The organism is Shinella lacus, assembly GCF_010994755.1.
Classification (GTDB): domain Bacteria; phylum Pseudomonadota; class Alphaproteobacteria; order Rhizobiales; family Rhizobiaceae; genus Shinella; species Shinella lacus.
The window spans coordinates 13,121-38,173 of sequence record NZ_WHSB02000018.1 but is presented as its reverse complement, the minus strand read 5'-3'; the positions used below and the strand labels follow the sequence as shown (position 1 = coordinate 38,173).

General features: G+C 64.6%; 27 protein-coding genes. 14 read left to right on the top strand and 13 right to left on the bottom strand.

What is annotated here, in order from left to right; translation table 11 throughout:
• Positions 1–4: 4 nt before the first annotated feature.
• Both GB927_RS29590 and GB927_RS29585 read right to left on the bottom strand, forming a co-directional pair.
• Positions 5–400 (bottom strand): type II toxin-antitoxin system VapC family toxin, encoded by a 396-nt coding sequence (locus GB927_RS29590; RefSeq protein WP_305112881.1) that lies wholly within the window; start codon positions 398–400, stop codon positions 5–7.
• Positions 397–648 (bottom strand): type II toxin-antitoxin system VapB family antitoxin, encoded by a 252-nt coding sequence (locus tag GB927_RS29585; protein ID WP_256120813.1) that lies wholly within the window; start codon positions 646–648, stop codon positions 397–399. Before GB927_RS29585 ends, GB927_RS29590 begins: the two co-directional genes overlap by 4 nt.
• 117 nt (positions 649–765) lie before the next feature.
• Here GB927_RS29585 and msrB point away from each other — a divergent pair, with 117 nt between their 5' ends.
• On the top strand, positions 766–1,173 hold the full coding sequence (msrB, locus tag GB927_RS29580; RefSeq protein ID WP_256120812.1) for a peptide-methionine (R)-S-oxide reductase MsrB: 408 nt from the start codon (positions 766–768) through the stop codon (positions 1,171–1,173).
• Here the strand turns inward: msrB and GB927_RS29575 are convergent, their stop codons facing one another.
• Positions 1,174–1,677 carry a GNAT family N-acetyltransferase gene (locus GB927_RS29575; protein ID WP_256120811.1) on the bottom strand — a complete coding sequence of 168 codons (504 nt, stop codon included), beginning with the start codon at positions 1,675–1,677 and terminating at the stop codon, positions 1,174–1,176.
• Positions 1,678–1,806: 129 nt separating this feature from the next.
• Between GB927_RS29575 and GB927_RS29570 the strand changes: the two genes are divergently transcribed.
• The gene (locus GB927_RS29570; RefSeq protein ID WP_256120810.1) at positions 1,807–2,307 is read left to right on the top strand and encodes a hypothetical protein; all 501 of its coding nucleotides are present in this window, start codon (positions 1,807–1,809) and stop codon (positions 2,305–2,307) included.
• Here the strand turns inward: GB927_RS29570 and trhA are convergent, their stop codons facing one another.
• Together trhA and GB927_RS29560 are read right to left on the bottom strand one after the other, a co-directional pair.
• Entirely contained in the window at positions 2,308–2,985 is a 678-nt protein-coding gene (gene trhA / locus GB927_RS29565) for a PAQR family membrane homeostasis protein TrhA (protein ID WP_256120809.1), read from the bottom strand. It lies immediately after the preceding gene.
• 96 nt (positions 2,986–3,081) lie between these two features.
• Positions 3,082–3,402, bottom strand: coding sequence for a TraR/DksA family transcriptional regulator (locus tag GB927_RS29560; protein ID WP_256120912.1), 321 nt, complete (start codon positions 3,400–3,402; stop codon positions 3,082–3,084).
• 304 nt (positions 3,403–3,706) lie between these two features.
• Here GB927_RS29560 and GB927_RS29555 point away from each other — a divergent pair, with 304 nt between their 5' ends.
• Positions 3,707–4,576, top strand: coding sequence for a VOC family protein (locus GB927_RS29555; RefSeq protein WP_256120911.1), 870 nt, complete (start codon positions 3,707–3,709; stop codon positions 4,574–4,576).
• Positions 4,577–4,679: 103 nt separating this feature from the next.
• On the top strand, positions 4,680–5,324 hold the full coding sequence (locus GB927_RS29550) for a glutathione S-transferase family protein (RefSeq protein ID WP_256120808.1): 645 nt from the start codon (positions 4,680–4,682) through the stop codon (positions 5,322–5,324).
• Here the strand turns inward: GB927_RS29550 and GB927_RS29545 are convergent.
• Entirely contained in the window at positions 5,315–5,668 is a 354-nt protein-coding gene (locus tag GB927_RS29545; RefSeq protein ID WP_256120910.1) for a DUF930 domain-containing protein, read from the bottom strand. The two genes, GB927_RS29550 and GB927_RS29545, sit on opposite strands and share 10 nt — an antisense overlap.
• A gap of 221 nt (positions 5,669–5,889) precedes the next feature.
• On the opposite strand from GB927_RS29545, the gene GB927_RS29540 reads away from it, so the two are divergent.
• Together GB927_RS29540 and GB927_RS29535 are read left to right on the top strand one after the other, a co-directional pair.
• Positions 5,890–7,020: an AI-2E family transporter gene (locus tag GB927_RS29540; protein ID WP_256120807.1), complete on the top strand. Its 1,131-nt coding sequence runs from the start codon at positions 5,890–5,892 to the stop codon at positions 7,018–7,020.
• 86 nt (positions 7,021–7,106) lie between these two features.
• The gene (locus GB927_RS29535) at positions 7,107–9,200 is read left to right on the top strand and encodes a S9 family peptidase (RefSeq protein WP_256120806.1); all 2,094 of its coding nucleotides are present in this window, start codon (positions 7,107–7,109) and stop codon (positions 9,198–9,200) included.
• A 452-nt stretch (positions 9,201–9,652) separates the two neighbouring features.
• Here the strand turns inward: GB927_RS29535 and GB927_RS29530 are convergent, their stop codons facing one another.
• Positions 9,653–11,722, bottom strand: a complete 2,070-nt coding sequence (locus GB927_RS29530) for a caspase family protein (RefSeq protein WP_256120805.1) — start codon at positions 11,720–11,722, stop codon at positions 9,653–9,655.
• Positions 11,723–11,898: 176 nt separating this feature from the next.
• A complete protein-coding gene (locus tag GB927_RS29525; protein WP_256120804.1) occupies positions 11,899–12,375 on the bottom strand; it encodes an invasion associated locus B family protein in 477 nt (158 codons plus the stop codon).
• A 147-nt stretch (positions 12,376–12,522) separates the two neighbouring features.
• Here GB927_RS29525 and GB927_RS29520 point away from each other — a divergent pair, with 147 nt between their 5' ends.
• The 6 genes from GB927_RS29520 (at position 12,523) to GB927_RS29495 (ending at position 20,133) form a co-directional block, all read left to right on the top strand.
• Positions 12,523–14,028 carry a protein adenylyltransferase SelO gene (locus GB927_RS29520; RefSeq protein ID WP_256120803.1) on the top strand — a complete coding sequence of 502 codons (1,506 nt, stop codon included), beginning with the start codon at positions 12,523–12,525 and terminating at the stop codon, positions 14,026–14,028.
• A gap of 151 nt (positions 14,029–14,179) precedes the next feature.
• On the top strand, positions 14,180–16,513 hold the full coding sequence (locus GB927_RS29515; RefSeq protein ID WP_256120802.1) for a glucose/quinate/shikimate family membrane-bound PQQ-dependent dehydrogenase: 2,334 nt from the start codon (positions 14,180–14,182) through the stop codon (positions 16,511–16,513).
• A gap of 77 nt (positions 16,514–16,590) precedes the next feature.
• Entirely contained in the window at positions 16,591–18,267 is a 1,677-nt protein-coding gene (locus tag GB927_RS29510; RefSeq protein ID WP_256120801.1) for an ABC transporter ATP-binding protein, read from the top strand.
• Positions 18,268–18,335: 68 nt separating this feature from the next.
• The gene (locus GB927_RS29505) at positions 18,336–18,791 is read left to right on the top strand and encodes a hypothetical protein (protein WP_256120800.1); all 456 of its coding nucleotides are present in this window, start codon (positions 18,336–18,338) and stop codon (positions 18,789–18,791) included.
• A 231-nt stretch (positions 18,792–19,022) separates the two neighbouring features.
• Positions 19,023–19,523, top strand: coding sequence for a GNAT family N-acetyltransferase (locus GB927_RS29500; RefSeq protein WP_256120799.1), 501 nt, complete (start codon positions 19,023–19,025; stop codon positions 19,521–19,523).
• A gap of 25 nt (positions 19,524–19,548) precedes the next feature.
• Complete coding sequence (locus GB927_RS29495) at positions 19,549–20,133, top strand: DJ-1/PfpI family protein (protein WP_256120798.1); 585 nt, start codon at positions 19,549–19,551, stop codon at positions 20,131–20,133.
• A gap of 32 nt (positions 20,134–20,165) precedes the next feature.
• On the opposite strand, the gene GB927_RS29490 is transcribed toward GB927_RS29495, so the two are convergent.
• Positions 20,166–21,074, bottom strand: a complete 909-nt coding sequence (locus GB927_RS29490; RefSeq protein ID WP_256120797.1) for a c-type cytochrome — start codon at positions 21,072–21,074, stop codon at positions 20,166–20,168.
• A gap of 120 nt (positions 21,075–21,194) precedes the next feature.
• Positions 21,195–21,638, bottom strand: a complete 444-nt coding sequence (locus GB927_RS29485; protein ID WP_256120796.1) for a c-type cytochrome — start codon at positions 21,636–21,638, stop codon at positions 21,195–21,197.
• A 206-nt stretch (positions 21,639–21,844) separates the two neighbouring features.
• Between GB927_RS29485 and GB927_RS29480 the strand changes: the two genes are divergently transcribed.
• On the top strand, positions 21,845–23,017 hold the full coding sequence (locus tag GB927_RS29480) for a glycosyltransferase family 87 protein (protein WP_256120795.1): 1,173 nt from the start codon (positions 21,845–21,847) through the stop codon (positions 23,015–23,017).
• Here the strand turns inward: GB927_RS29480 and GB927_RS29475 are convergent.
• Positions 22,986–23,621, bottom strand: coding sequence for a LysE family translocator (locus tag GB927_RS29475; protein WP_256120794.1), 636 nt, complete (start codon positions 23,619–23,621; stop codon positions 22,986–22,988). The two genes, GB927_RS29480 and GB927_RS29475, sit on opposite strands and share 32 nt — an antisense overlap.
• Positions 23,622–23,742: 121 nt before the next feature.
• Between GB927_RS29475 and GB927_RS29470 the strand changes: the two genes are divergently transcribed.
• Positions 23,743–24,441 (top strand): helix-turn-helix transcriptional regulator, encoded by a 699-nt coding sequence (locus tag GB927_RS29470; RefSeq protein WP_256120793.1) that lies wholly within the window; start codon positions 23,743–23,745, stop codon positions 24,439–24,441.
• 4 nt (positions 24,442–24,445) lie between these two features.
• Here GB927_RS29470 and GB927_RS29465 read toward each other — a convergent pair whose 3' ends face one another.
• Complete coding sequence (locus GB927_RS29465; RefSeq protein ID WP_256120792.1) at positions 24,446–24,754, bottom strand: type II toxin-antitoxin system RelE/ParE family toxin; 309 nt, start codon at positions 24,752–24,754, stop codon at positions 24,446–24,448.
• The gene (locus tag GB927_RS29460; RefSeq protein WP_256120791.1) at positions 24,751–25,008 is read right to left on the bottom strand and encodes a CopG family ribbon-helix-helix protein; all 258 of its coding nucleotides are present in this window, start codon (positions 25,006–25,008) and stop codon (positions 24,751–24,753) included. The genes GB927_RS29465 and GB927_RS29460 overlap by 4 nt, the downstream gene beginning before the upstream one ends.
• Positions 25,009–25,053 lie beyond the last annotated feature (45 nt).

Sequence of the window (25,053 nt, the reverse complement as noted above, 5' to 3'; positions counted from 1 at the left end):
TATGTCACAGCGCCGTTTCTACGTCGGTATGGGCGAAATCACCACCCTTGAACAGCAAGGGCGCGGCGTTTTCACGCGCCAACGCATAGGAAAAGCAATCACCATAGTTCAGGTGCGCGGCATGGCCGGTGCCGCGACCGAAGCGCCGAAACGCATCGAAGGCAAGCTCAGCCTGTTGCGCCGTGACCGGCTCGATGCGCACGCCGGCGCGCAGCAGGAAGGCGTCGAGTGCATTGGCACCGCTGGCGCCATAGCGGGCGAACAGCACCATTTTGGCTTCGAGCAGCGTTGCGGCGCTCATGATGCGGGCGGATGCGCGCTCGATCGCCTCGTTGAAGGCCCGCCGCTCCGGTTCGTCGTTCAGGATGGCGACCAGCGCCGAGGTATCCAGAACGATCATCGCGGCAGGCCGCTTTCATCGTAGCCTAGGATTTCGTCCGGCGTGCGCGGGTCGAGCAACGGCAGGCTTGCGCAGTCGAGCGCGATGCGGTCGAGCTGGTCGGCGAGCCGCGGCACGTTGAGATGGCGCACACGCGCCAACCGTTCCTCAAGGGAGGTCTTGACCGCCTGCGTCAGGCTTTCACCCGTCGCTTCGGCGAGCTTGCGGGCGAGTGCATGCGCCTCCTCGTCCTTGATATTCAAAGGCATACTTTCCTCCATTCCTTTTGAGAAGGAGGATAGGAGGAAAGTCGATCTGATTCAAGTGGCGTCCCCAATTGTCTTGCCGCAATTCGCGTCCTATCTATGGGGCAACAGGAGGACGCCATGAGCGACACGACGACATTGAAGGTCAACAAGACGAAGGAAGAGTGGCGGCAGATCCTGACGCCGGAACAGTTCCGCATCACGCGCGAACACGGCACGGAGCGGGCCTTTTCCAGCCCCGATTTCGATCTGTCGAAGAAGGGCACCTATCGCTGCATCTGTTGCAACAGGGCGCTCTACCGGTCGGAAACGAAATACAACTCCGGCACCGGCTGGCCGAGTTTCTACCAGCCGATCGAGCCCGGCGCGGTCGCCGACCATTCGGACCATTCCTATGGCATGACGCGCACGGAAATCCGCTGCACGGATTGCGACGCCCATCTCGGCCACGTCTTCCCGGACGGTCCGCCGCCGACGGGCCTGCGCTATTGCATGAACGGGGTCGCGCTCAGCTTTGATCCCGATTAATTAACGCTTGGGGACTTTCAGTTCCATACAGGTCAGGTCCAGCCAGCGGCCGAACTTGATGCCGACCTCGCTGAAGCGCCCGACGGTGCGGAAACCGAGCTTTTCGTGCAGTTTGATCGAGGCGGCGTTCTCCGCCTCGATACAGCCCACCATGACATGGATGCCGTTGAAGCTCGCCCGGTCGACCAGCGCCTTCATCAGGCGTTTTCCGGTGCCCGTGCCGCGTGCGTCGCCGCGCACATAGACGGAATGTTCGACCGTGTGGCGGAAGCCGTCGAAGGCACGCCAGTCGCCGTAGGAGGCGTAGCCGACGACCTGCCGGCCGCGCACGGCGACGAGGATCGGGAAGCCCTGCTCGCGCCGCGCGGCAAACCACGCCTTGCGATTGGCGAGGTCGACCTCGGCCTCGTTCCAGATCGCCGTGGTGTTGGCGACGGCATCGTTGTAGATATCCAGAATGCCGGGGAGGTCAGCCTCCGCGGCGTCGCGTATCGTAATGTCCATAGTCCCCCCGGCTTTGCCTGCATGGCTTACAGGAGGAGCGGGAAACCTGTCCAGCCTGATTGCCGGCTCGGCGATGAAACGCCCGCCTTTGTCCGTTATGCTTATCACGTCCACAGCGAGTAATCGAACGTGCAACGCTTCCTCTTTCTCTTCCTTCTGCTCCTGCCCGCCTCCGCCCTTGCCGCGGAATGGGAGCCCTATGTCAATGCGCGCTACGGCTTTGCGGTCGAAATCCCGCCGGGCTTCACGCTCGTCCAGGAGGCCGACAATGGCGATGGGCGGACCTACAAGAATGGCGATGCGGAGCTGCGCGTCTGGGCGCATTACCTGACGGCCGGCCCGTTCGAGGAGGAGGTCGCCGACCGGCGCACCACCTACCAGCAGGAAGGCTGGGATCTCAGCTACGACCGGCAGACGGCGGGCTGGGCAAGCCTATCCGGCACGCTCGTCGATTCCATCCTTTACCACCGGGTCATTGCGCTCTGCGACGACGCGGTCGCCACCTTCGTGCTGGACTATCCGCAGTCGATGAAGGCGGAGATTTCGCCGCTCGTCGGGCGACTGGTGAAATCGCTGCATCCGGCGGAAGGCTGCACGAATGCGCAAGGGACGGCCCCTGCGGCGCAGTGATCAGATGCCGGAGACGACGCTGGTGACGACGGCCGAATAGTGCACGGCGGCGGCGGCCACGACGAAGCCGTGCCAGATGGCGTTCTGGAAGCGCAGCTTTTCCCAGACGTGGAAGACGACGCCGGCCGAATAGAGCACGCCGCCGACGACGATCAGGATCAGCGTGGCGGCCGAGAGGTGCGTCGTGAGCGGACCGGCGGCGAAGACGCCGCTCCAGCCCATGCCGAGATAGATGAGGATCGCCAGCCGGTCGTAGCGGCCGGGAAAGAAGAATTTCAGCACCACGCCCGCCACCGCCATGACCCACATGAAGACGAGCATGCCGGCGAGAAACGGTTCGTCGATGCCACGCTGGAGGAAGGGCGTATAGGTGGCGGCGATCAGCACGAAGATCGCCGAATGGTCGAAGCGGCGCAGGTGCCACTTCACCTTCGAGACGGGCCAGAGATTGTAGGCGAAGGACGTGGCGAGCGCGAGCACGAGGCCGACGCCGTAGACCCAGGCCGCCGCAAGTTGCCCGCTGGAGGCCCAGACCGTCGCATAGAAGATCAGGGCTGTCACGCCGATCAGCGCGAAGACCACGCCGACACCATGCACGATGCCGTCGGCGATCACCTCGTACCGGTCATAGTTCCACTTGACGCCCTTGATTTCCACTGCGGCTGGTCCTGCATTCATCCTCCGCCATGGTGGCGGGTTTGGCACGGACGGGCAAGCGCCTGCGGATCACAAAAATTTGCCGCGTGACTTTGCCGCGTGACGGGGAGGCCCTTTTCACCGCTCGGCGATGCAGGCCTCGCACAGCGCCGCATGCGGCACCGCCGCCAAGCGCGCGGGCGAAATCGGCGCGCCGCATTTGGCGCAGGTGCCGAACGTGCCGGCGGCAAAGCGGTCGAGCGCTGCATCGATCGCGCCGATTTCCCTGAGGCCGTTCGTGCCGAATTCCTCCAGCACCTCGTCGTTCTCGCGTTCGATGGCACGGTCGGCGCTGTCGCCGCTCTTCAGCGTGTCGAGGTCCTTCTCGATCCTGTCGAGCCGGCCCTGGAGCTCGCGCTTGCGGGTGAGAAGAATGTCCTTGTACTGCGCCAGGTCCATCACGATACCGGTCTCCGTTGGTTTCAACCGGTGCCGAAATTGGCATCGCGCCGGGGAAACGGCATTGATCGGAATCAAATTCCCGAACGGCATCGTCAACGCCACGTTGACAGTAAATTGCCGAACCGCCGGCTTTCGTGAACGCAGTCCTTCCGTCATAGTCCGCTCCAACAGAACGGTTTCCAGGGGAAACCGAAACGGGAAACAGACCATGACGGACCTCGACAGACGGACATTCCTCGGCGCTGCCGCCGCGGGCATCGCCGCAAGCAAGGCCGGCCCCATTCGCGCGGAGACCGCCACCATGACCGACACCACCACCCAGCCGAACCACGCCGTCGCCATGCCGGCCTTCGTCGACCATTCGCACCTGACGGTCATCGACCTGCCGATGGTGTCGGCCTTCTACCAGCAGGCGATGGGCCTGACGGTTCTCGAAACATCCGCCTCGGGCGAAACGCTCGGCGTCGCCGGCCGGCCGCTCCTGACGCTGACGACGGGCAGCAATGCCGCGCGCGCGCCGCGCAATGCGCCGGGCCTCTTCCACACCGCCTTCCTCGTGCCGAACCGCAAGGAGCTCGGCCGCTGGCTGGCGCATGCTGCGCAAAACAACGTGCCGCTCACCGGCGCCTCGGACCACCTCGTCAGCGAGGCGATCTATCTCGACGATCCCGAAGGCAACGGCATCGAGATCTACCGCGACCGTGATCGCGCCGAATGGACCTACATTGCCGATGGCACGGTGAAGATGGCGACGCACCGGCTCGACTTGCAGGCGCTCTACGACGAGGCGCCGAAGGATGGCTGGACGGGCCAGGAAAACGGCACGGTGATCGGCCATATCCACCTCCAGGTCTCGAACATCCCCGAAGCGAACGCCTTCTTCCACGACGTGCTGGGCCTCGACATCATGACGACCTATCCGGGCGCGAGCTTCTTCGCCACCGGCAAGTATCACCATCATGTCGCGGCAAATGTCTGGAATTCGAGCGGCCAGCCGAAGCGCCAGGCGGGCATGACCGGCCTTGCCGACTACACGATCCGCTTCAACGATCCGGCGAAACTGGGCGGTGCCCTGAAGAAGCTCGACGAACTGGCGATCGCCACCACGCGCTCCGGCGACACGGTTTCTCTCGTCGATCCCTGGGGCATCGGCCTCAAGCTCTCGGCCTGAACGACAGCATAGCCTTGCCTTTCCGGAACCAGATCGGTGAAAACGGTGTTTTGCTTTAAACGCCGTTTTCGTCGATTTTGGGCACAGCTAAGGGAGAGGCAGCATGACCGAGCCATTGACGATCTGGACATATGACTGGGTGCCGGGCGGCAAATCCGGTCCGCGCGGTTTTGTTCGCGACCTCCGGCTGCGCTGGGCCTGCGAAGAAGCGGGCCTCGACTATGACGTCCGCTCCGTCTCGTTCCACCACCGCGGCGCGGAGCATTTTGCCCGCCAGCCGTTCGGCCAGGTGCCGTTCCTGGAGGACGGCGATATCAATGTCTTCGAAAGCGGCGCCTGTCTTCTCTATCTCGCCCGGAAAAGCGAAACACTGATGCCCCGCGACCGCAAGGGCGAGGCGGAAACGCTGGAATGGACGATTGCGGCGCTCAATTCCATCGAGATGGTGACGGTGCCCTGGTGGTTCATCGGCCTTTCCAAGGGCGCGGAAAACCCGCTCGAAGGCTGGGTGCTCCAGCGCCTGACACATCTGGAGGCGGTGCTGGCGGAGCGCGAATGGCTCGCCGCCGGACGGTTTACCGTCGCCGATCTGCTGATGGCCGACGTGCTTCGCGTGCCGAAGGTCAAGGCGGCCGGCGATTTCCCCGCGCTGAAATCCTATGTCGAGCGGATCTGCGCGCGCCCTGCCTTCAAGCGCGCCCATGACGGCCAGATGGCGCATTTCGCGCAGGCCGACCCTCAGTCGTAGAGATAATGCGCCGCCCAGTCCTCGTGCGGCACCACGTCGCCGACCTTGTACTTGAAGGCGTGGACCTCCAGCCGGTCGGCGCTCGCCTCGCATTTGTAGGACAGCCGATACCACTCGCCCTTGCTGCGGAACACCGCGCCGCGCGTCTTGATGGTGGTGCCGTCGAGCTTCGGGTCGCCGAACGCGTAAGCGATCACCTTGTCCGGGCGAAAGCCGCCCTTCCCGTCGCCGATCTGGTCCATCGCCTCCATGTCGCAGCGCTGTTCCAGCCGCTCTTCCGGCGTCAGCTTTTCGAGCTGGCTGCGCAGCCGGGCATCGATCGCCAAAGCCGGCGATGCCGCCATCGGCGCAAGAACCAGGGTGCAAAGGGCGATTTGAAGCCCGATTGCCTGCCGTTTCACCTGTCTGCCTCCTCTTGGTCTCGTCATTTGCGACGCTTCAATTCGGGGTCGGCGGGCAATATGGCCATTTCACGACACATGACAACCCACCAGCGGTTTCAAGCGACCTCTTATGGAACTTCCACCTTGCCCGGGCGTTTCAGGCGCGGATCGGGGAACGCACCATGCACGAAATTCTAGGAAAACCGGCTGAACGGCGGCTCTTGCGGGGCAGCATCGATCTCGAAAAGAACCTTCGGGAAGACGCCCCGCGCCGTTACGGCCTCGACATTGCCGCCGCCTGGGCGGCGATCGGCATCTTCGCGATCATGGCGATGGCCGTCGTCTATCTGATGGCGCCGATCCTCATTCCGCTGTGTCTCGCCGTGGTGACTGGTCTCATCTTCGGCGTCGCCGCGGAAAAGTTGAACGAGTTCGGCATCCCGCCGCTGCCGACCGCGCTGCTGCTGGCCGGCCTGTTCGGGCTTGGCCTGTTCTTCCTGGTGGGTCTACTCGCCGACCCGATCACCCAGCTCGCCGCCAATGCGCCGGATCTCGTGCGCGGCGCTTATGACCGCATCACGCCGCTGTTTTCCCGCCTTGGCTGGCTGAACATCAGCCACGAAACCTTTCAGAGCGGCGGAATGACGATGGAGAAGGTGCTGGAGAACACCGGCAGCATTCTCGGCATCCTGTCCTCAAGCCTCACCCCCGCCCTCCTGCAGGGCATGATCTTCTTTGCCGCCCTCGTGCTCTTCCTCTCGGCACGCCTGAAGCTTCGGCAGATGATCATCATGGCCTTCCCGCGCCGCGGCCAGCGGCTCACCACCATTCGCATCATGAACGCCATCGACAGCGCGCTCGGCTATTATTTCGCGACCGCCGCCCTCGTCTATGGCGCACTCGGCGTGGTCACCGCGCTGATCACCTGGGGCGGCGGGCTCGCCATGCCGGCGCTGTGGGGGCTTTTCGCGTTCCTGTCCTCCTTCGTGCCCTTCCTCGGCGTGACGCTGATGACCATCGCGCTCGCCACAGCCGGCGTGCTGACGCACGAGACGTTGATGATGGGCCTGATGCCGGCGCTGGCCTTCTTCCTGGTGCACCTCGCCATGGAAAACCTCGTCATGCCGGCGGTGATGGGCAAGCGGCTGGAGGTCAACGCCTTCATCATCTTCACCGCCATCATCTTCTGGACCTGGATGTGGGGCGCCGCCGGCGCCATGCTGGCCCTGCCGCTCTCGATCATCGGCATGACCATCGCCGACGAACTGCGCCCCGCCAAGCGCAAGGCGAACAAGCGCAACCTGCCGGGTTGACCAGAAAGTTCCGCCAGCCGCATTGATGCCGGCGCCGGGGGTCTCTATCTGTTTGATCCCGCCTAGCGATTTGCCGGAGTGAAACCGTGTCCGTCTTCCAAAACCTGCCCGCCGCCCCCGTCGCCGCCAAGAAGCCGCTCTCCGATACCCGTCACGGCATCACCCGCACCGACGATTATGCCTGGTTCCGCGACGAGAACTGGCAGGCGATGTTCAAGGATCCCACGATCCTCCAGCCGGAGATCCGCACCCATCTGGAAGCGGAGAACGCCTATATGACGGCGGCGATGGCCGACACGGAAGCGCTGCAAAAGGTGCTGTTTGCCGAGATGCGCGGCCGCATCAAGGAGGACGACAGTTCCGTGCCGATGAAGGACGGTCCCTTCGCCTATGGAACGTCCTACGTCACCGGCGGCGAGCAGCCGCGCTACTTCCGCGAACCGCGCGAGGGCGGCGACCGCAAGCTCCTGCTCGACGGCGACAAGGAGGCCTCCGGCAAGGACTATTTCCGGCTTGCCGGCATCAGCCATTCGACCGACCATTCGCTCGGCATCTGGGGTTATGACGACAAGGGCTCGGAATATTTCACGCTGCGCGTGCGCGATCTTGCGACCGGCGAGGACCGTTCCGACACGCTCGACAACACCGGCGGCGACGGCGTCTGGGCGCCGGATGCGAAGAGCTTCTTCTATACCGCGCTCGACGAGAACCACCGCCCCTCGAAGATCTTCCACCACATCCTCGGCGAGCGCCAGGAGAACGACCGGCTGGTCTACGAGGAGAAGGATGCGGGCTTCTTCATGTCGGTCGGCGGCTCGCTGATCGACGATTACATCTATATCGACATCCATGACCACGAGACGAGCGAATACCGCCTGCTCTCGACCAAGGATCTGCTCGCGACGCCCGTCATCGTGACGCCGCGCCAGACGGGGCTCGAATATTCGATGACGGAGGGCGGGGACGTCTTCTACATCCTGACCAATGCCGACGGCGCCAAGGACTTCAAGATCATGCAGACGCCGGTGACGGCGCCGGGCCGCGAGAACTGGAGCGAGGTCGTGCCGCATCGCGCCGGCACGCTGATCCTCAACCACATGGCCTATGCCCGCCACCTCATTTGGCTGGAGCGTCACGAAGGCCTGCCGCGCATCGTCGTGCGCGACCGTAAGACCGGCGAGGAACACGCCATCGCCTTTGCGGAGGAAGCCTATTCGCTCGGCCTTTCGGGAGCTGCGGAATATGACACGGATGTCATCCGCTTCTCCTATTCCTCGATGACGACGCCCTCGCAGCTCTTCGACTACAATATGGCGACGCGCGAGCGCACGCTTCTGAAGACCCAGGAAGTGCCCTCCGGCCACAATCCGGACGACTATATTACCCGCCGCGTCTTCGCCCCAGCCTTCGACGGTGAGCAGGTGCCGGTCACCCTGCTCTACCGCAAGGATACGCCGCTCGACGGCTCCGCGCCCTGCCTGCTCTACGGCTACGGCGCCTACGGTATCACCATCCCGGCGTCCTTCAACACCAATTGCCTGTCGCTCGTCGACCGCGGCTTCGTCTATGCCATCGCCCATATCCGCGGCGGCAAGGACAAGGGTTTCGCCTGGTACGAAAACGGCAAGATGGACAGGAAGACCAATACGTTCAAGGACTTCATCGCCGCTGCCGACTATCTGAATCAAGAGAAGTTCACGTCCTACGCGAAGATCGTCGCCGAGGGCGGCTCGGCCGGCGGCATGCTGATGGGGGCCATCGCCAACATGGCGCCGGAAAAATTCGGCGGCATCATCGCCGCCGTGCCCTTCGTCGACGTGCTCAACACCATGCTCGACGACACCCTGCCGCTGACGCCGCCGGAATGGCCCGAATGGGGCAACCCGATCGACAGCAGGGATTTCTACCAGCTGATGGCCAGCTACTCGCCCTACGACAATGTCGAGGCGAAACCCTACCCCGCTATACTCGCGCTCTCCGGCCTCACCGACCCCCGCGTCACCTATTGGGAGCCCACCAAATGGGTCGCCAAGCTGCGCGAAAAGACCACCGGCAGCGAGCCCATCCTCCTCAAGACCAACATGGGCGCGGGCCACGGCGGCGCGTCGGGTCGCTTCCAGCGACTGGAGGAGATCGCGTTCGAGTATGCGTTTGCGATCAAGGTTGCGGGGAAGATGTAGGATTCGTTTTTCCCTGAATTACCCGAGGCACAACTCAGGCGTCATTGCCCTCCTGTCACGGCGGGAGACTCTGCGGTTATGTAAAAAGACATAGTAGAATTGGGGATTGAAAGCGCTTTTAAAACTCTGGATGGTCGTTGCGTCGCACACCACAAGGGATAGAAAATGCGTCGTCACCAAGACCAAATCCGCTATCTTCTTGAACTCGTTCAGCATCTTTCGCGCCAAGATGGCATGTCATTGCTTGCCTATCTTACCGCTGTTGCACTGGACGAGAACAAAGAGATTGTGGATAGCGCTTCAAGACACCGGATACGCTTGAGTACCGCGTAACCGGAATAGATTAGAGCAGGCGGCCGTTAAACGCCAATAGTCGGTGGCACCATCGAGACTTTTGAGCCGGCCTTAGTGCCGGCTTTTTCTCTGCCTTTGCGCTGCTGCACTGAGCGCGCCTACCGGAACGCCCCCACACATTCCTGCAAGTCGTTCAGCATCGCGCTCGAACCCTTCAGGCTTGTCTCCACATCCCCGATCCGGATGTGGTTGCCGCGTTTCAGGGCGTCGATGACCGAGCGGTCCTTGCCGAGGTCGTAGGCGATTTCGCGTTGGCCGTAGGATTTGCCATGGATGTCATAGCCCTGGCCGTCGTCGATCCAGTATTTGGCGTCCTTCGTGTAGTCGTCGGCATAGTCGTAGGACGTGTCCTGGAAGCCGAAGGTGACGTGGCCGTCGTCGTACCAGCGGAAGGCGGCGTAGCGGTCATCGCCGCTGCGGCGGATGGCGCGGCAGTTCAGGAAGCGGCGATCGTCGGAGAAGTCCGCGACGATGTCCCAGCCGCCGACCGAACGCGACGACCGGTACGGGTCGGCATCCGAACCGTAGCCGTCGTCGTGGCTCGACGAAGAGCTTTCGCCATAGGCATCCGTCTTCGTCTCGTGGCTCGAGGCGCTGTCGTAGCTGTCCGTCTTGGTGTCGTGGCTTGCGCTGTCGTTCGACGCGTGTTCGTCGTGCGGGAAGTCGCGCAGCGCATCGCGGTACTTGTCGTAGAAGCCGAGGCGGCGCACGTCGACGAATTCGAACTCGTAGTCCTCCAGCGAGCGCACGCTGTTGTCACGGAAGCGAACGAGGCCGCGGAAGCGCAGGCAGCCGTCGCCGCATTCCACCTCGTCGACATATTCACGGGCGTTGTCGTCCGGCGTCTTCACTGCAATGCCGAGCCCGTGGCGGCGCTCCTCGTTGATCGCACGGAACATCAGCGACTGCGAATAGCCGCGGCGGTCCTCGTCGAAATAGTCGTAGATCGCGCGCTCCTCGCTAGGGCTCAGGTCATCCTCGGTCGCCACATAGATCTGGCGCTCGGGAATGCTGGCCGAGGTGATGATGTTGCGCAGGCGCTCATGCGAATAGACGGTGGAGAAAAAGGAGAGGTAGTCGCATTTTTCCGGCGGATACCAGAAGCTGAAATCGATCAGCACCAGCTGGCCGTCCTTGTAGACGTCGGACAGGCGGCGGTCGCGCTGGTTGCCGCCGAATTCGAGCCGGCCGCAGGGATCGTGCCGGTCGTTGGACACCGAGAGGATGGGCATCTCGCCGGTATCCTCGTGGTCGCCTTCGAAGCGGCGGCCGAGCAGGTCGATCTTGCGCTGGGCGATATAGGCGAAGGCGCCTTCCGGATAGCGGCTGAGGTAGCGGTCATAGGCCTCGCGGTTGTCGGCGAGCGAAGCGAATTCGTAGAAGGCGATTTCCGCCTCGTCGACCTTGGCGTCCTTGGCGCTCAGCGCGAACTTGCCGTAGTCGGCGTCGCTCTGCCAGGTCTCCTGCTTGCCCTTGCTGCGCTCCTTGACGATCTCGCCGACCTTGCGGAAGGCGTCCTCCAGCACGATGCCGGGAATGCTGATCGCATCGACGAAGGCGGAGGCGAAGGGGCTGATCGGCGTGCCCTCGTAGTCGTAGGTCGTGCCGGGCGCCGACGCATAGGCATAGTGGATGCCGTCGGCATTCTTCGGCTCGGCAAGGCCGTCCTGGATGTCGCGCAGCAGCACGAAGGGGTTGTCATGCGCGGCGTCGAACAGCACGACCTTGAGGCCGGTGCCGAGCTTGCGCAGCGTCGCGGTGACCTCGGAGACGACGAGCGAGCGATTGCGCAGGCCCGTCAGCGTGCGGCCCGAGGCGTCGGTCGGCAGCAGGTAGTTGTCGCCGTCGATCTGCACGGCATAACCGGAGAAATAGACGAAGAGCACCGGGTTTTCGACCTTCTCGGCCACCCGGGTGAAGTTGTTGAGCGCCGAGAGCATGCCGAGATGATCGGCATCGGTGACGCGCGTCACGGAGAAATCCGCCCGCTCCAGCGCCTCGCCGACAAGGTCGACGTCGTTCAGCGGGTTTTCCAGCGGCTCGGCATCCTCGTATTCCGCATTGCCGATGATGAGCGCGTAGCGTTCGGCGGCGAAGGCCGCAGGCGCTGCGAGGAGAAAGAGACAGGCGGCAAGCGCCCCGATCAACCGATGGATAGTCCGCTGCACGATACCCTCCCTGAGGACATGACCGAGGCGGCCGGTACGCCGGCAACCGGAAATTCGCTCACCCATTACATGCTGAAGAAAGGGACGGACGACACCGCCTGCTTATTCAGTGGGTTATGAAATTCGATCTTCGCCCGGCCCGCAAGAGCCCGGCGGGACAAAACGGGGATGTGCCGTCAGGAGCCGGTGCAGGCGGCCACCAGCGTGTCGATCGCCGCCTTCGATCCCTTGAGCGGGAAGTCGACCGGCGGCAGTTTCGTTTCGGGATAGGCGACAGTGAGCGTCTTGCCGGCCTTGAGGCGCGCGACGAGCGGCCCCTTGATCGGGAAATCGCTGACCATGGCGTTGTCCATCGCCTCGTGGTGCGCCTCACCGTCGAAGGCCTCGCCATCGACGGTGAGGCGCAGCGGGCTTAGAAACTCCGGCCCGTCGCCCGGCGGAAAATCCGCCGCCTGCACGAGGAAGCGCAGAGAAAGCTCGCTTTCCGCGCCGCATTTCAGGAAGAGATCATAGGTCTCGCCGCCGGCCGCCTGGCAGACGGAGGCCATCATGATGCGCCCCTCTTCCTCCTCCGACATGCCGGCGCTCCAGGGGTCGCAGGTTTGGGCGAAGGCGAGCGACGGGAAGAGGAAAACGAGAGCGAGATAACGCATCCTGTCAAAACCCCCAAATTGGCGGACGGGCAAATTCCACCCGCGACGGTAGCACCCCGCCCAAAGGGCGACAAGCGGACAGACCCTTTCATTCCTGTCGCCAGTCGCTACCTATAGAAAACGAGAAAAAAGCCGGACGAGGATGTCATGAACGAGGCAAGCAACCCAAAGCCCATGGGCAAGGCATTCGCCTTCGACAACAGCTATGCGCGCCTACCGGACATCTTTTTCGCGCCCGTCGATCCGACACCGGTGGAAGCGCCGCAGGTGATCAAGTTCAACCGGGCGCTGGCCCAGGAACTCGGCCTTGACGCCGATGCGCTGGAGCGGCATGGCGCGGGCTATTTCTCCGGCAACGTGCCCCTGCCCGGCGGGCTGCCGCTCGCCATGGCCTATGCCGGCCACCAGTTCGGCCGGTTCGTGCCGCGGCTCGGCGATGGCCGTGCCATCCTGCTTGCCGAGGTGATCGACCGCAACGGCAGGCGCCGCGATATTCAGCTGAAGGGCGCCGGCCAGACGCCCTATTCGCGCCGCGGCGACGGGCGGGCCGCGCTCGGGCCGGTGCTGCGCGAATATATCATCAGCGAGGCCATGCATGCGCTCGGCATCCCGACGACGCGGGCGCTCGCCGCCGTCGCCACCGGCCAGGCGGTCTATCGTGACCGGGTGCTGCCGGGCGCCGTCTTCACCCGTGTGGCCGCCAGCCATATCCGCGTCGGCACCTTCCAGTTCTTTGCGGCGCGCGGCGAGACCGAGAACGTGCGCGTGCTCGCCGACCATGTCATCGACCGGCACTATCCGGACCTGAAGGGCGCCGAAAAACCCTATCTCGCGCTGCTCGATGCGGTGGCGGACCGGCAGGCGGCGCTGATCGCCAAATGGCTCGGCGTCGGCTTCATCCATGGCGTGATGAACACGGACAACATGACGATTTCGGGCGAGACGATCGACTTTGGCCCCTGCGCCTTCATGGACCGCTACGATCCGCGCACCGTCTACTCCTCGATCGACCAGCACGGGCGCTACGCCTTCGGCAACCAGCCGGCGATCGGCCAGTGGAACATCGCACGGCTCGCCGAAGCGATGCTGGCGATCCTCGACGAGAACGAGGACAAGGCGCTGGAAGCGGCAAACGCCGCCGTTACCCGCTTCATGGAGCGGTTCCAGGAGCACTGGAAGGCGGTGATCCGCGCCAAGACCGGCCTCGGCAGCGAGGAGCAGGATGTCGACCAGGCGCTGATCCGCGACCTTCTCGTGATCCTCTACGAACAGAAGGCCGACTATACGCTCGCCTTCCGGCGCCTCGCCGATGCGGCCGAGGACAGTGCGGCGGATGCCGCACTCGGCGAACTCTTCGAAGATCCGAATGCGCTGACGCCCTGGCTTGCCGCCTGGCGCGACCGGTTGTCGCAGGATGCCACCGCGCCGCAGACCCGCGCAGCCGCCATGCGCAAGCTCAACCCGGCCTTCATTCCGCGCAACCACAAGGTCGAGGAGGCGCTGAATGCGGCGATCGACCATGGCGATTTCTCGCTGTTCGAGGCGCTGAACGACCTGCTTGCCAGGCCCTACGAGGACCAGCCGGCCTTCGCCGCCTATGCCGAGCCGCCAAGGCCCGGCGAGGAGATCACGGCAACCTTCTGCGGAACGTGAGGCGCTTTACAAGTAGAGATTGCGCAAAAACTAGAAATGCGGCAGCATTGAAGCATCCCGGCTCCGCCCTAATTTCTCCCACGTCCCTCCTTGAGCCGGACGTCATGTCGGCCCCCTCCTCCCCCGGCCGGCATCGCTAACGGAGACTGCCATGTTGCTCACGCTGACCGCCGCCCTCTTCGCCATCATCGGATTGGTGCTGACGGGCGGAGGCGGGTGGCTGCTGTCGCTCGGCGGCAGCCCCTATTACCTCGTCACCGGCATTGCCTTCATCGTCACTGCCATCCTGCTTGTGCGCCGCTCCAGTGCGGCGCTGTGGCTCTATGCGCTGATCATTCTCGGCTCGCTCGGCTGGGGCATCTGGGAAGTCGGCTTCGACTGGTGGCAGCTTGGGCCGCGCGGCGGCGTCATCGTGCTGCTCGGCCTGTGGCTGATGCTGCCCGCCATCCGCCGGCCGCTCGGTTTTGCCAGCCCCACCGGCACAAGCTATGCCGCCTCCGCCCTGCCGCTCGCGGTCGCCGTGCTCGTCGCGATCGGCGTTGCCGGCTTTTCGCTGACGCAGGACCCGCATGACATGGCCGGCGACCTGCCGACCGATATCGTCAACGCCACGCCCGCACTCGGCGGCAACGTGCCGGCCGGCGAATGGCACCAGTATGGCCGCACGCAATATGGTCAGCGCTATTCGCCGCTCGACCAGATCAACACGGACAATGTTTCGACGCTCAAGGTCGCCTGGCAATACCAGACCGGCGACGTGAAGCTGCCCGACGACGTCGGCGAGACGACCTACCAGGTGACGCCGCTGAAGGTGGGCGACACGCTGTACATGTGCACGCCGCACAATTGGGCGATCGCGCTCGATGCCGCGACCGGCAAGGAGAAGTGGAAATATGATTCCAACTCCGGCATGAACCCGGACCGCCAGCACCAGACCTGCCGCGGCGTGACCTATTATGCCGACCCCGCCGCCACCGCCGGCACGACCTGCGCCACCCGCGTCTACCTGCCCACCTCGGACGCCCGCCTGATCGCGCTCGACGCGGCCACCGGCGATGTCTGCACCAGCTTCGCCCAGAACGGCGTGCTGCAGCTCGAACAGGGCATGCCCTTCAACCCGGCCGGCTACTACTATTCCACCTCGCCACCGGTGATCACCGACGGCAAGATCATCATCGGCGGCGCGGTCAACGACAACTATTCGACCCAGTCGCAATCAGGCGTGATCCGCGCCTTCGACGTCAATTCCGGCGCGCTCGTCTGGAACTGGGATTCCGGCAATCCGGACGTCACGACGCCGCTGCCGGAAGGCCAGGTCTATACCGTCAACTCGCCGAATTCCTGGTCGGTCTTCAGCTATGACGAGGCGCTCGGCCTGGTCTATATCCCGCTCGGCAACCGCGTGCCCGACCAGCTCGGCATGGGCCGCAGCGAGCATGTCGAGAAGTATTCGTCCTCCATCGTCGCGCTCGACATCAAGAGCGGGGCCGTTCGCTGGGTGCGCCAGACGGTGCACCACGACCTCTGGGACATGGACGTGCCGGCCCAGCCGGCGCTGATCGACATCACCCGCGAGGGCGCCACCATCCCCGCCCTCGTCGGCCCGACCAAGCAGGGCGACATCTACGTGCTCGACCGGCGCACCGGCGAGCCGATCATCGGGGTCAAGGAAATTCCGGCGCCCACCGGCGCCATCCCGGAGGATTTCACCGCGCCCACCCAGCCGATCTCCGACCTCACCTTCTCGCCCCCGCCGCTGACCGAGAAGAACATGTGGGGCATCACCATGTTCGACCAGTTGGCGTGCCGCATCGACTTCCTGTCGATGAAATACGAAGGCCGCTACACGCCGCCGTCGCTGGAAGGCACGATCGTCTATCCCGGCAATTTCGGCACGTTCAACTGGGGCTCCGTCGCGGTGGATCCGGAGCGGCAGGTGATGTTCGGCATGCCGACCTACCTCGCCTTCACCTCCCGCCTCGTTCCGCGTGACCAGATCCCGCCGAAGGGACAGGACGAGAAAGGTTCCGAACAGGGCCTCAACCGCAATGACGGCGCCCCCTACGGCGTCTTCATGGGGCCGTTCCTCGGGCCGCTCGGCATTCCCTGCCAGGCGCCGCCATGGGGCTATGTCGCGGGTGCCGACCTTGCCACCGGCAAGATCGCCTACAAGCACAAGAACGGCACGGTCATGGACATGACGCCGCTGCCGCTGCCCTTCAAGGTCGGCGTGCCCGGCATCGGCGGCCCGATCATCACCAAGGGCGGCATCGCCTTCCTCGGTGCCGCGGTCGACGACTATCTGCGCGCCTATGACGTGACGAGCGGCAACCAGCTCTGGGAAGCCCGGCTTCCCGCCGGCGGCCAGGCGACGCCGATGACCTACACGGTCGGCCAGAAGCAATATGTCCTGATCGTCGCCGGCGGCCACGGCTCCGTCGGCACCAAGCCCGGCGACTACGTCATCGCCTATACGCTGCCGTAACAACCTGTCGGTCTGCTTCAGCAGGCGCGGGTTGCCTCCCCGCGCCGGCCTTTCTACGCTCCCCTGGAGGTTCGCCCATGAAGGACGACTGGCGGCTGATCGCCGCGCCGGTGAAACATGTTCTGGTCAATTACTGGCGTTCCTCGCGCGGCCTGCTGGCGCTCGTCGCGGCGATCGTCTTCCTCTCGGCGATCTCTTCCGTCGCCGCGCCCTATCTGTTCTCCCGCCTCGTCGACACCTTGACGGCCGACCGCTTCGCCGAGATGCTGGCGGCGGGATTCGTGCTCTATGCCTTGCTGATCGGCGCATCCGCCGCGCTTCAGAACATGGTGCAGTACCTCTCCTTCATGAGCGCGCAGAACCTCAGCTTCATCGCCAGCACGAGCCTCTTCGAACGGCTGCTGAAGAAGAGCGCCGCCTTCTTCACCGAGCACAATCCCGCCGAGATCGAGAGCGCCGGGCAGCGCGGCGAAGGCGCGATGATGACGCTCGTGCAGCTCGCCCTCATCGTGTTCATTCCCGGCGCCACCCAGATTGCGCTCGCCCTCGTCATGCTTGGCGCGACGATCAACCTCGAAGTCGTGCTGATCGTTCTCGCCTATGGCGGCGCCTTCATCACGCTCACCGCCGTTGCCAACCACCGCACGCGCAAATATCTCGACGAGGCGATCAAGGCCGCCCAGGAGAACGCGAAATTCGTCGGCAATGCCATGACGGCGATGGAGACGCTGCGCCATTTCGGCAGCCATGGCTGGATGCGGGCGCGGTTTTCCGAAAAGGCCGGAGAGGAGCGCGACAACTGGATCACCTTCTGCCGCCGGCGCATCGGCTATTCGTCGCTGATGGGCGCGGGGCTTGCCGTGCAGTTCGTCGTCACCTTCCTGCTGCTCCTGCCGCGCTACCGGGCCGGCGAGTTCAGCGTCGGCGACGTCGTGCTGTTCAACACGCTGCTTTTGCAGCTCAACCAGCCCTTCGAGATGATCGGCCATGCAATCGACGACGTGGTGCGCGCCCGCGCCAACCTGCTGCCACTCGCCCGCATCTGGGCAGCACCCGAGGAACCGGATGCGGCGACCACCGGCGGCTTCTCGTCCGGCGAGGGCCGACTCGCCTTCGAGGACGTCTCCTACGCCCATGAAAACGGCCGCGGCGTCGAGAATATCAGCTTTGCCGCCGAGCGCGGCCGCATCACCTATCTCGTCGGCGAGACCGGCTCCGGCAAATCGACGCTGCTGCGCCTCGTCCTGAAATCGATCCGCCCCGCCTCTGGCCGCATCACCGTCGATGGCGTCGATCTCGACCGTGTCTCCCAGCGCGACTGGTATGGCGCGGTCGGCATCGTGCCGCAGGAGGCGGTGCTGCTCAACGATACGCTCGCCGTCAACATCGTGCTCGGCCGCGCGATGGACGAGACGCGGCTGAAGCGCGCCGCCGAAAAAGCGGCGATTCTGCCCTTCATCGAGGGCCTGCCGGAGGGTTTTGCGACGATGGTCGGCGAGCGCGGCATGAAGCTTTCGGGCGGCGAGCGGCAGCGCATCGCCATTGCCCGCGCGCTCTATGCCGATCCGGAATTCCTGTTCCTCGACGAGGCGAGTTCGGCGCTGGACGAGGCGACGGAGGCGGGAATCATGCAGCATATCCGGGGCCTTGCCGGCGACGTCACCATCCTTGCCGTCACCCACCGCAAAAACGTCATCGCGCCTGCCGATCATGTCGTGCGGCTCGGCGCGGGCCGCGTCGAGAGTGAGGTGTAAGGACCGGCAAGTCTCGCAAAAGCTGCAACCGCTAGGGTTCCCTAAAGTTGTTTCAGGGAACCATTTGCATGAAGATCGACGGCAGCATGCTTTCCGCCTACACGCTCGGCAAGCCGCGCACCCCGACGAGCGACGACAGCCTCTACAGCGGCATGGGTGGCGGCGGTTCCTCGGCCCGCAATATCCCCACCGTCAGCCCCACCGCGCCGATCTCTTCCGGCTTTGCCAATGCTCTGTGGCTGACGCAGGCGAAGCTCGACAAGGCCGAGGACGGCAGCGACGGCCTCGTCGCCGAATTCATGGAGCTTTCCAAAATGACGCCGGCCGAGCGCCTGCGCAAGGAAATGCTGGAGGAGATGGGCCTGACGGAAGAGAGCCTCGCGGCCCTTCCGCCGGAAGCGCGCGACGCGATCGAGGAAGAGATCCGCCGCGCCATGAAGCAACAGCTCGGCATCGACGAGAACCCGCAGGCAGGCACGGCGGCAGGGCAAGCCGCCGCCGGCACGGAGGAAGCGGAGGCCTGACCAGTCTCCGCTTTCATCCCCATTTTGTCCCGCATGTTTCTTGCAGTGGACCAATTGACAAACGGCGCGAAACGGAGAATATCGCGTCCATGATCAAGAGCACGCACATCGCCGCAACGTATTTTTGGCTGTTCCGATAAGGAGCGGCTGATTGATCATGTCAACAAGCCGCCGTCAGGCGGCTTTGTTGTTTCTAAGGCACCTGATGGCAGAAAACCGAAGGAGCCCGAAATGCACAATACCGTCATCAAGCTTGAACCGAATGCCCTCGAACGCCCGCCGATGCTGACCATCCGCGCCGCGCGCCCGGGCGACCTGCAGCAGATCCTCGACATGATCGCGCTGCATGCCGAATGCCACGGCGACACCGCCAGGATCTCCGCCGCCGATCTCGACCGCGACCTGTTCGGCAACAATCCCTGGGTCACGGCCCTTGTGGCCGAAGCCGGCGGACGGCTGATCGGCTACGCACTGCTCGTTCCGCTCTACCGCGCGCTGGAAGGCCTGCGCGGCATGGAGCTGCACCAGATCTTCGTGCGCAAGGACAATCGCGGCCACGGCATCGGCCGCCACCTCGTTTCCCGCGCCCGCGAGCACGCCCGCATTGCCGGCTGCGGCTACCTTTCCGTGAGCGCCGCGACCGGCAATTTCGGCGCGCACCGCTTCTACGAGCAGATGAATTTCCGCGCCGGCCCGGTCACCGGCATGCGCTACGTACAGGCGCTGGGCTGAAGCGCCGAAACAAGAGGAGGCCATCATGGCGAAGCGACTGGCAATCGTTCTGACGGAGGGTTACGCCGACTGGGAATGCGGGCTGCTGATGGCGACGGCGCGCGGCGACTGCGGGGCGGAAACCGTGGTGCTGACGCCCGGCGGCGCCGGCGTCACCTCGCTCGGCGGCGTCTCCATCAGTTCAGCCGGGGCGGTAGAAGCGGTTTCGCCCGACGGTTTCGACGTGCTGGTGCTCTGCGGCGGCACGATCTGGCAATCGGATGCCGCGCCCGACCTATCGGCTCCGGTCGGGCGTTTCATGGCCGCCGGCAAGCCCGTCGCCGGGATCTGCGACGCCACGCTGGAACTCGCCCGCCTCGGCCTGCTCGACGATCGTGCCCATACCGGCAATTTTTCCGGGCAGATGAAGCAGGTCGGCCCCGCCTATCGGGGCGAAGCGCTCTACCGCAACCAGCCGCAGGCCGTGCGCGACCGCGGCGTCATCACCGCCTCGGGTGCCGCACCCGTCAGCTTTGCCCGCGAAATCCTCAACGCCATCGGCCTCGGCTCGGACGAACTGTTCGGCTATCTCGGCATGTACGGCGATGAACATAAAAAGGCACCGGCCTGATCCGACGAACCTCGCCGCTCCCCCCTCTGCCCTCACCGCACGGGGATCGCCTTCAGATAGGCGGCGATGGCGTCGCGGTCTTCCTTGGGCAGTTGCGCCATGTTCTTCTGCACCGAAACCATGGCGCCGCCGACACTGTCGAAGTCGGGGGTGAAGCCGGTTTCGAGGTAGTTGGCGATGTCGCCGGCGCTCCAGCTGCCGAAGCCGCCCTCGGCCGGCGTGATGTTGGGCACGCGCCCCTCGCCTTCCGGGTTCGGCCCGCCCGCCAGCCACTGGTCGGTCTTCAGCCCGCCCAGCATGTCGCGCGGAGTGTGGCATTCGCCGCAATGGCCGGGGCCTTCGACGAGATACTGGCCGCGCTTGACCGTCTCGTCGGCATTCGCCAGTTCGACGCGCGGCGCCTCGTTCAGGTAGAGGAACTTCCAGCCGCCGAGCGCCAGGCGGATGTTGAACGGGAACGGCAGCTCATGCCCGGGCGCGACATTCGTGCTCTTCGGCAGGGTCTTGAGGTAGCCATAGAGGTCGTTGATGTCCTTCACCGTCATGCGCGCATAGGAGGCGTAGGGGAAGGACGGATAGAGATGTTCGCCGTCGCGGCCGGTGCCGCGCTTCATGGCGTCGCCGAATTCCGAGAGCGTCCACGCCCCGATGCCTGCCGTCTCGTCCGGTGAAATGTTCGGCGCGTGGAAGGTGCCGAAGGGGCTCTTCAGCGCCAGCCCGCCGGCCAGCACCAGCTTCTGGTCGTCCGCCGCCCCCGGTGCCGCATGACAGCTCGAACAGCCGCCGGCATGGAAGATGCGCTCACCGTTCGCGAGATCCGGTTCGCCCGCCGCAGCCCAGGTCTCCGCCGGCAGCCGCTCGGGCGCCGTGAGGAAGACAAAGGCGCCCGCGCCGAGCGCGCCCAGCACGACGATCCCGCCGAGGAGTTTTTTCAGTGCCATGAGCCATTCCCTCTCGCCGCCTGCGCGATCCTGTCCTTGCGGATCGAAACGTCAACGCACCGCCCCGGACGGAGGCCGGGACAGTGCTTGTTTTTCTGGGGTGGAGCCGGCCTACCGCGCCTATTTCTTAACGCGGTAGACCTCATGACAGCCGCCGCAATTCGGACCGATCGTGCCGAGGGCGGCACCCACGCCCGCCTGGTCGGCAGGCATGCTGGCGAGCACCGTGTCGGCATCCGTTCCGAGCTTCAGCGACTTGGCCTTGAAGTCGTCCATCGCTTCCCAGATCTTCGGGCTGGCTTCGGTTTCATGGCCCGTCTCGGAGCCGGCCGGGAACTGGTCCGGGAAAGCCTTGCCGACTTCGCTGATCGTGGTCAGCGATGCCTTGACGATCTCCGCGTCATAGGGCTTCTCGCCCTTGGCAATGCCGGCGAGCGCGCCCATGGCACCGCCCACACTCTTCATCATGCCCTGGCGCACGACCTGCGGTTCGTCCGCCGCGATGACCGCGCCGGCGCCGATGGCCGCAAGCACGGCCGCGGCCGCCAATGTCCTGAACTTCATCAAGTTCTCCCGATTGCTGGCGGCCGGTTGTTTCCGCGCCGCCGGTTTAACGATGCATGAGCATGATTGCATTTTGAACGATTCCAGACAGTAAAATCTTTTTGATGGAACCTGTCGCGAAAGCGCCCGCCTGCCGCTGCTACATGAAGCGTTCCTTAACCTCGGCATGGCAGGTTTTTCGCAAGTGTCGCCCCGAGGGGTCCCGCATGCGAAAAGCCGCCTCCCCCCTGTTTTCCGTCGCCCTTCTCGCCACGATCGTCGGCGCGGTCTTTGTCGTGATGCTGGCAATCGACCCCGGCACGCTGACATTGCAATGGACGGACAAGGATTTCGCCAATTACTGGATGGCGGCGCGGCTGGCGCTGGAAGGCCGCGCGCTCGACGTCTTCGGCCCGCATGAGAGCTATCTCGCGCATCTGCGCTCGTTTTTTGGCGCCGATTATCCCTGGCGCGCCTGGAGCTATCCGCCGCATTACCTGCTGCTGATGCTGCCGCTGGGGCTTTTCACCTACAAGTTCGCCCTCATCCTCTTCCTCCTCGTAACCTTTCTCCTGCTGTGCGGCGCACTGCACCTTGCCGCCCGGCAGATGAAAGGATGGCAGCTTCTCCTTTTGCTGCCGGTCGCGCTTACGAACGCCTTCGTTGTGCAGAACGGCTTCCTGCTCGGCGCGCTGCTGATCGCCGGGCTTGCGCTGCGCGACAGCCGGCCGGTGCTGGCGGGCATCTGCTTCGGGCTTTTGACGGTGAAGCCGCAGCTCGGCGTGCTGCTTCCCCTGCTCTTGCTGTGGGAGCGCCGGTGGCCAGCCATTGCCAGCGCCGTCGTGACGGCGCTGGCCCTCTTCCTGCTCTCGGTCTCCCTGTTCGGCATCGAGGCCTGGGCGGGGTTCTTCCACTATGTCACGCCTTACCAAGTGCATGTGATGAAGGAACTGACGGGCCTGTTCCTCCATATGATGCCCACCGTCTTCGGTGCGATCCGCAGCCTGGATTTTGACGCGTCGATGGCCTTCGCGGTCCACCTGCCCTTCGCGGTGCTGGCGCTCGTCCTCTTCGGTTACAGCCTTCTGCGGCTCGACCAGCCGGAGGCGCGCGCGGCGAGCACGGTCTTTGCCACGGCGATGGTCATGCCCTATCTGGCGAGCTACGATCTTGTGGCGCTCGTCGCAGCCGCCGTGCTCTGGATGGATCTCAGGCCGTCGTCCCTCGCCTTGCGTTTCGCCTTGTTTTGCCTCGCCTGCGTGCCGCTGGTCATGCCCCTCCTCAGCCTCCTCGGCTGGCCGGTCGCGCCCGTCGTCATCCTCGCGACCTGGCTCGGCCTTCTCGGCCGTGACGGCGCGCTGCCGCGTCTCACAAGGCGCCCCAGCCCCGCCACAATGTGAATGCCGCGATCGCCACCAGCAGCACGCCCGCCGCACGGCCAATGAAGCGGGTGGCCGCAGGGCTGCCGATCAGTGCGTCGCGGCTGCGGGCCGCGGCAAGCGCCAGCCCGCCATAGACCGCCAGCTGCGTCACCCAGATCATCAGCAGCATGACCGTCGCCTGCCGCCACAGCGGGCCGAATTCCGGGCGCAGGAACTGCGGGAAGACGGCGAGCATGAAGAGATAAGCCTTCGGGTTCATCAGGCTCGTCAGCGCGCCCTGGCGGAAGCGGGTCAGCATGCCCCGCCGGTCGAGGCTGTCGACGGCATCGATGGTGATCGACGATCGGAAGAGCTGCCAGCCGATCCAGGCGACATAGGCGGCACCCAGCACCAGCAGGATATTGAACAGGTTCGGCGCGAAATGCAGCAGCATGCCGACGCCGAGCGCCGCATAGAGCGTGTGCACGAGCCCGCCGGCCATGATGCCGAAGGTCGCCGACAAGCCGGCCTTGCGCCCGCCGGAAAGCGAGCTTGCGAGCACGAAGACCATGTCCATGCCCGGCACGATGATGATGCCGGAGACGAGCAGGAAGAAGAGCCAGAGGTTTTCGCTGTAGGTCATGTCAGTTGTCCGTTATCATAAACCGCTCGGAAGCGCCGTGCTTCCTTTTGTTTCAAGCGCTTGAAGCGTGCTATAACGAAGGCCAACTGACAGGGATGTGTCAGTTGTAATGGAGACGACCATGCGCAAGGCCTCGCGGCTCTTCGAGATCATCCAGATCCTGCGGCTTGCCCGCAAGCCCGTTACCGGAGCCGAGATCGCCGAGCGGCTGGAGGTGACGGTGCGCTCGATCTACCGCGATATCGCCGCCCTTCAGGCCATGCGCGTGCCGGTCGAGGGCGAGCGCGGCATCGGCTATATCCTGCGCCCCGGCTTCGACCTGCCGCCGCTGATGTTCTCCATCGAGGAGACGGAGGCGGTGGTGCTGGCGCTGGCACTGCTGGAGCGTACCGGCGATACGGAGCTGCGCGCCGCCGCCCGCCGCGTCGGCGACAAGATCGCCGGTGCCGTGCCGCCGCCGCTGCGCCAGACGCTTTCGGCCCGCGCGCTGCACGCCTGGGGCACGACGCGGCCCCAGCCGGAGGGCATCGACCTCGCCACCGTGCGCCGCGCCATCCGCGACGAGGAAAAGCTGGTGATCGACTATCGCGACGAATATGCCCGCGCCACCGAACGCACGATCCGCCCCATCGCGCTCATCTACTATTCCGAGACGGCCAACATCGTCGCCTGGTGCGAATTGCGCAAAGCCATCCGCAACTTCCGCGCCGACCGCGTGGAAGCCTGCGAGGCAACGGGCGCGCATTTCCCCGGCGAGGGCGACAGGCTGAGGCAGGCGTGGATTTCAGGCTGGGCAGAGAACCAGCGGGGGGTGGGGTAAGGGGCTATTCCGGCCACTTTTCGGCAGGCCAATCACGCGCCGTGTGAATGACGCGAAGGATGAAGAGCGCCTCGCGTCCATCCACAACCTCGATACAATAGGCGATGACATAGGGAAGCCCGCTCACCGACTTCTCATATGTCCCGCCAACCCGGCCGAGCCGCCCGATCGGCCGCTCCCCCAGGAGAATGGCGGCCGAGTCGATCCGGCCTGCGACGGCGCGGGCTGCTGCAGGATCATCCCGGGCGATATGGCGAACCTGCTCCTTGAGGTCTTCAATGGCGGAATGCGACCAACGAACGGGTCGTTTCACGGGCGATCGCGCTCAGCTGCATCGATGATGGAATTGAGATCGGACATGGCGTCTTCATGCGAAACCGTCCGCCCGCTGCGCACGTCCTCCAGGCCTTGATTGACGCCATCGACAATCGCAAGCTCGCGGGCAACATAGGCGGAGACCGCCTCGGCCGCGAGGAAGGATCGGCTGCGCCGTGTATCCTTCGCCAACCTGTCGAGCTTTTCCTTGAGGTCCGCGCTGACGCGGATCGTCATCGTCGTGCTACTCATGTAATCACCTGTGCTTGGTTGTGTACAAGCTAGCACATTGCCTTC

Bases quoted from the DNA above. Each gene is read 5' to 3' on its own strand.
- trhA (WP_256120809.1), bottom strand. From the start codon at position 2,985: ATGAATGCAGGACCAGCCGCAGTGGAAATCAAGGGCGTCAAGTGGAAC.
- GB927_RS29540 (WP_256120807.1), top strand. From the start codon at position 5,890: ATGCACGAAATTCTAGGAAAACCGGCTGAACGGCGGCTCTTGCGGGGC.
- GB927_RS29500 (WP_256120799.1), top strand. From the start codon at position 19,023: ATGCACAATACCGTCATCAAGCTTGAACCGAATGCCCTCGAACGCCCG.
- msrB (WP_256120812.1), top strand. From the start codon at position 766: ATGAGCGACACGACGACATTGAAGGTCAACAAGACGAAGGAAGAGTGG.
- GB927_RS29505 (WP_256120800.1), top strand. From the start codon at position 18,336: ATGAAGATCGACGGCAGCATGCTTTCCGCCTACACGCTCGGCAAGCCG.
- GB927_RS29480 (WP_256120795.1), top strand. From the start codon at position 21,845: ATGCGAAAAGCCGCCTCCCCCCTGTTTTCCGTCGCCCTTCTCGCCACG.
- GB927_RS29475 (WP_256120794.1), bottom strand. From the start codon at position 23,621: ATGACCTACAGCGAAAACCTCTGGCTCTTCTTCCTGCTCGTCTCCGGC.
- GB927_RS29485 (WP_256120796.1), bottom strand. From the start codon at position 21,638: ATGAAGTTCAGGACATTGGCGGCCGCGGCCGTGCTTGCGGCCATCGGC.
- GB927_RS29560 (WP_256120912.1), bottom strand. From the start codon at position 3,402: ATGGACCTGGCGCAGTACAAGGACATTCTTCTCACCCGCAAGCGCGAG.
- GB927_RS29470 (WP_256120793.1), top strand. From the start codon at position 23,743: ATGCGCAAGGCCTCGCGGCTCTTCGAGATCATCCAGATCCTGCGGCTT.
- GB927_RS29555 (WP_256120911.1), top strand. From the start codon at position 3,707: ATGACCGACACCACCACCCAGCCGAACCACGCCGTCGCCATGCCGGCC.
- GB927_RS29525 (WP_256120804.1), bottom strand. From the start codon at position 12,375: ATGCGTTATCTCGCTCTCGTTTTCCTCTTCCCGTCGCTCGCCTTCGCC.
- GB927_RS29490 (WP_256120797.1), bottom strand. From the start codon at position 21,074: ATGGCACTGAAAAAACTCCTCGGCGGGATCGTCGTGCTGGGCGCGCTC.
- GB927_RS29510 (WP_256120801.1), top strand. From the start codon at position 16,591: ATGAAGGACGACTGGCGGCTGATCGCCGCGCCGGTGAAACATGTTCTG.
- GB927_RS29550 (WP_256120808.1), top strand. From the start codon at position 4,680: ATGACCGAGCCATTGACGATCTGGACATATGACTGGGTGCCGGGCGGC.
- GB927_RS29495 (WP_256120798.1), top strand. From the start codon at position 19,549: ATGGCGAAGCGACTGGCAATCGTTCTGACGGAGGGTTACGCCGACTGG.
- GB927_RS29575 (WP_256120811.1), bottom strand. From the start codon at position 1,677: ATGGACATTACGATACGCGACGCCGCGGAGGCTGACCTCCCCGGCATT.
- GB927_RS29585 (WP_256120813.1), bottom strand. From the start codon at position 648: ATGCCTTTGAATATCAAGGACGAGGAGGCGCATGCACTCGCCCGCAAG.
- GB927_RS29460 (WP_256120791.1), bottom strand. From the start codon at position 25,008: ATGAGTAGCACGACGATGACGATCCGCGTCAGCGCGGACCTCAAGGAA.
- GB927_RS29515 (WP_256120802.1), top strand. From the start codon at position 14,180: ATGTTGCTCACGCTGACCGCCGCCCTCTTCGCCATCATCGGATTGGTG.
- GB927_RS29590 (WP_305112881.1), bottom strand. From the start codon at position 400: ATGATCGTTCTGGATACCTCGGCGCTGGTCGCCATCCTGAACGACGAA.
- GB927_RS29545 (WP_256120910.1), bottom strand. From the start codon at position 5,668: ATGGCGGCATCGCCGGCTTTGGCGATCGATGCCCGGCTGCGCAGCCAG.
- GB927_RS29520 (WP_256120803.1), top strand. From the start codon at position 12,523: ATGAACGAGGCAAGCAACCCAAAGCCCATGGGCAAGGCATTCGCCTTC.